The sequence below is a fragment of the Streptosporangium sp. NPDC003464 genome (assembly GCF_053588315.1).
This window is the reverse complement of sequence record NZ_JBSFPS010000461.1, coordinates 1-3919: the sequence shown is the minus strand read 5'-3', so window position 1 is coordinate 3919 and position 3919 is coordinate 1. Positions and strand designations below refer to the sequence as shown.

7 protein-coding genes are annotated in these 3919 nt (G+C 70.1%); 4 read left to right on the top strand and 3 right to left on the bottom strand.

All coding sequences use genetic code 11. The features are described from left to right. Window positions 1–547, top strand: a 547-nt coding sequence (locus tag ACWDS7_RS47150) for an aromatic-ring hydroxylase C-terminal domain-containing protein (protein ID WP_451934623.1), incomplete at its 5' end; no start/stop codon positions are given. After that, window positions 517–1113 carry a TetR/AcrR family transcriptional regulator gene (locus ACWDS7_RS47145; protein ID WP_451934622.1) on the top strand — a complete coding sequence of 199 codons (597 nt, stop codon included), beginning with the start codon at window positions 517–519 and terminating at the stop codon, window positions 1111–1113. The genes ACWDS7_RS47150 and ACWDS7_RS47145, both read left to right, overlap by 31 nt. Before the next feature lie 174 nt (window positions 1114–1287). On the opposite strand, the gene ACWDS7_RS47140 is transcribed toward ACWDS7_RS47145, so the two are convergent. Continuing rightward, on the bottom strand, window positions 1288–1476 hold the full coding sequence (locus tag ACWDS7_RS47140) for a DUF397 domain-containing protein (protein ID WP_451934621.1): 189 nt from the start codon (window positions 1474–1476) through the stop codon (window positions 1288–1290). 25 nt (window positions 1477–1501) lie between these two features. Then, the gene (locus ACWDS7_RS47135) at window positions 1502–1615 is read right to left on the bottom strand and encodes a hypothetical protein (protein WP_451934624.1); all 114 of its coding nucleotides are present in this window, start codon (window positions 1613–1615) and stop codon (window positions 1502–1504) included. Window positions 1616–1902: 287 nt separating this feature from the next. Between ACWDS7_RS47135 and ACWDS7_RS47130 the strand changes: the two genes are divergently transcribed. Then, on the top strand, window positions 1903–2385 hold the full coding sequence (locus ACWDS7_RS47130; RefSeq protein ID WP_451934620.1) for an ATP-binding protein: 483 nt from the start codon (window positions 1903–1905) through the stop codon (window positions 2383–2385). Between the two features lie 17 nt (window positions 2386–2402). Here the strand turns inward: ACWDS7_RS47130 and ACWDS7_RS47125 are convergent, their stop codons facing one another. Next, window positions 2403–3143, bottom strand: a complete 741-nt coding sequence (locus ACWDS7_RS47125; protein WP_451934619.1) for a nuclease-related domain-containing protein — start codon at window positions 3141–3143, stop codon at window positions 2403–2405. 208 nt (window positions 3144–3351) lie between these two features. Here ACWDS7_RS47125 and ACWDS7_RS47120 point away from each other — a divergent pair. After that, window positions 3352–3919 (top strand): TetR/AcrR family transcriptional regulator (locus tag ACWDS7_RS47120; RefSeq protein WP_451934618.1); only part of this gene is annotated, 568 nt, incomplete at its 3' end.

Here is a 3919-nt window from a genome sequence, read left to right as displayed (position 1 = left end):
ACTCCTGGACACCTACGAGGGCGAGCGGCGCCCGCTGGCCCGCAACGTCCTGAGGGCCACCAGCACCGCGGTGAACATCATGTTGCCCGACACCCGGTGGAAACGCCTGGTCCGCGACAAGGTGGTCCTGCCGGCCGTCCGCCTGCCCGCCGTACAGCGCCGGCTGTGGCTGGCCGCGTCCCAGTTGGGTATCAGCTACCGGGGCGGACCGCTGGCCCCCACCTCGCACCGGTGGATGCCGGGGCTGCATCCGGGTGACCGGATGCCGGACGTCAGGTGCCGCCGTCCCGACGGTGGTGAGATCATGCTCCACGCCGCGATATCAGGGCGCTGGGTGGTCCTCGCCGGCGACCGGCGTGACGCCGCCCGGCACACCGAGGCCGCTGCGGCACGATTGGGCGCCGACCTGGTCATCGCACTCACGCCGGTAGAGACGGATTCACTCGACGTGGTGCTGATCCGCCCCGACGGGCACATCGGTTGGCGCGGTCGTCCGGCACCGGACAAACTGACGGCATGGCTGAATCAGGTGCTGTGGCCGGCGTAGAGCGCGGCCGCCCACGCGACCCCGGCAACGACGCCTCCATCCTGAACGCCGCGCTGGACCTGCTGATCGAGCGCGGCGCCGGGGGCACCAGCATCGAAGCGGTCGCCCAGCGTGCCGGTGTGGCGAAACTGACCGTCTACCGCCGCTGGCGATCCAAGGAGGACCTCCTGATGGCCGCGCTGGAACACGCCCGCAACCCCGACCTGGACGTGCCCGCTGTCGCGCGGTCGATCGACGAACTGGTCGAGTTCATCGCCGAACTCCTCAGCCGGCCCCGGTTCCGCGCGTTGATGGCGCGAGTCATAGGCGCCTCGGTGGACTACCCGAAACTGGTGACCGCCTATACCGAGCGGTACCTGCGGCCACGGTTGGACGCCCTGGCGGATGTCGCGCAGCAGGCCATCGACGCCGGCCACTTCCCACCGGACACCGATCCGAGCGCCGTCCAGGACGTCCTGTCCAGCTCGATCGGATCCGTTCTTCTCCAGCAAGGGGAGGAAGTGACCGCGGCACAGATCGAACGCCGGTTGCGGACCCTGTTGCGCCATATCGGATACCGGCCTTGATCTCCTACACCAGGACGCTGGTGTGAGACGCCTTCGACACGGTGTCCAGACAGGAAGTCGGCACGGTGGCCGGGATTCCCGGGGCGCGACCGCACCGGCTCCGCCCGCCGGCCCATCGCCCCCTTTCGGGCTTGCTCGGTCCGCCCCATCAGGGAAATTCCCTGACCGCGATGGTCAGGCCAGACGGTCGAAGTCTCCGGTCTTGACACCATCGACGAAGGTCCGCCACTCGGCGGGGGTGAAGAGCAGCTTGGGCCCGTCGGGGTCCTTGCTGTCACGGACCGCGACCACGCCCGGCAGGTTGTCGGCGACCTCGACGCACTGACCTCCGTTGCCGCCAGAGCGCGATGACTTCCGCCACACGGCGGCGCTCAGGTCCGTTCCCGCCTCACTTCCTCCATAAAGGGCCGGCCAGTCCAGACATGCACTCTGAATCGACGACCTGAATGGAGACGGCGGGCCGCTGGACGACCTCCAGTAAGTAACCGAGCTGTTCACACATCACCTCCGGGCCGTTGACCCGACGGCGCAGGACGCCCACCTGGTACGGCTCGGCTGGGACCTGCGCGCGCTCGGAGTCCGCACCTCGCTGGTCCTGCCGGCGACCGGGCGGCCGATCCTGGAGGTCCACTCGGCGACCGGGACACTGGCCCTGATCACGGTCATCCGGCGTTACTGCGGCTGGGTGTTCACCTGGCGGCCGTGGTGGGCCCGCCTGTGGCGGCGGAGCGAATGAGTGCCGGCTGAGGCCGACAACGCGGCTGACATCGTCATGGCGGAGGTGAACGCGTGAGATCGGAGGGACGGATCAGGCCCCACGGCGGCGGCGACGCGATCCCGGGGACCCCGGGCGCGGGCACGCGCCACGGCGCGTGGCGGAGGGAGTTCCCCGGCGAGGTGTCCTCCGTACCGGCGGCCCGCGCCTGGGCACACGGACTGCCGGCCGTACGGCTCGCCCCTCCAGCACTCGACGACGTCCTGCCGCTCCTCAGCGAGGTGGTCACCAACGCCGTCACCCACTCCGACTCCGGCCGTACGGCGGGCGGCCGGGTGACGGTCCGCGTGACGTGCGACCCCGGAGTGGTCCACGTGGAGGTGACCGACGACGGCTCGGCCACCAGCGCCCCGGCTGTGCACGTGCCGGACGCCGATGCCGACGGCGGCCGGGGCCTGTGGCTGGTCGACCTGGTCGCAACCGTCTGGGGGTCGTCCCGTCACGACGACGAGGCGGGCAGGTCGGTCTGGTTCGAGGTGGCGGAACGGTCCGGTTGACCCGTCCGGGCCCGGGTTCAGCTCATCCGGCGCAGCACCCGGGCGGCAGTGCGGGCGAGCAGCTCCACCTGACTCTCGTCGAACTCCGTGCGCGGCCCGCGCACGATCCACCGGGCCACCAGGCGTGGCTTGAGCAGGGTGAGCCCCTCGGCGGTGACCGTCCGCCGGAGCCGCCCGCCGTGCACCGCGAGCAGCGGCTCGATCGTGACGGGGATGCCCGACTCCCGGGAGAGCACCTGGGCCAGCGACTCGGAGGCGTCGACGAGCGCCTTGGCCACCTTCGTGCCGTACTTCTCGCCGAGGAAGAGCCGGTCGCCGTAGCGGGCGATCTCGGTCTCGGGGTCCCACGCCTCGTTGTCGACCACCCAGATGCCGCCGGGGCCGATGACGAGATGGTCGATCGAGGCCTGTCCGGGCACGGCGCGGCCGTCGAGGACCTGGTAGCCGAGCCTGCGGAGCTTGCGGCGCAGCAGCTTGCCGGTGATGACCTCGCCCCGGCGCCGGCCCCGCCAGACGGCGGTGGCCTCGTAGGAGTACCACGCCCAGAACATGTCCGCCCCGGCGACCAGCAGGGCGGCCGCGAGCCCGACCGCCGGGGGCGCGGGCAGGTCGAAGCGGTAGGCGAGCAGGATGCCCACGACCAGGCCCGCCGCCGCCTTGACCATGCGCATCTTCCGGCGCTGGTCGGCTTCCTTGAGCCAGAACTGTTCGTACATGACCTGGGGTGACAGGCCGTGAACCTGGTCGTCTGGCGTCACGTAGATTGATCCGCCGGGCACAGCGAACCCCCAGGGTCGGTTGGTGGGACGGAAGCGGATCTGCGACGCTGAAGATCCCTTGGGTAAATGAAATACCCAAGTGGGGACTCCAGGCACCCGAAGGTGACGGAAATAACACAACCCAGATACCCGCCAATGCCTTAACCGACCAGTCGGTATGCTTACCGCACCACACATTGGGGGGCAGATGAGTCAGGACCAGGACCAGGAGCCGGTACGGCAGCGCCTGCTCGGCGAGGCCACCCGCCTGTTCGCCGAACGGGGCTTCGAGAGCACCTCGGTGCAGGAGATCGTCACAGCGGCCGGCGTCACCAAGGGCGCCATGTATCACTATTTCGACTCGAAGGATGACCTGCTCCACGAGATCTACGGGCGCGTGCTGCGCATGCAGATGGAGCGGCTCACCCGCTTCGCCGACGGGCCGGGCCCGGTGGCCGAGCGCCTGCACGCCGCCGCCGCCGACGTCGTGCGGACCACGGTGGAGAACCTGGACGACTCCAAGATCTTCTTCCGCTCCATGCACCTGCTCGCCCCCGACACCCGCAAGAGCGTCCGCGCCGAGCGCCGCCGCTACCACGAGCGCTTCCGCGACCTGGTGACCGAGGGACAGCGCGAGGGCACCTTCAGGAGCGACACCCCGGCCGAGATGGTCGTCGACTTCTTCTTCGGCTCGGTCCACCACCTGGGCACCTGGTACAGCCCGGAGGGGGCGCTGTCCGGCGCCGAGATCGGGGAGCACTTCGCCGACCTGCTGC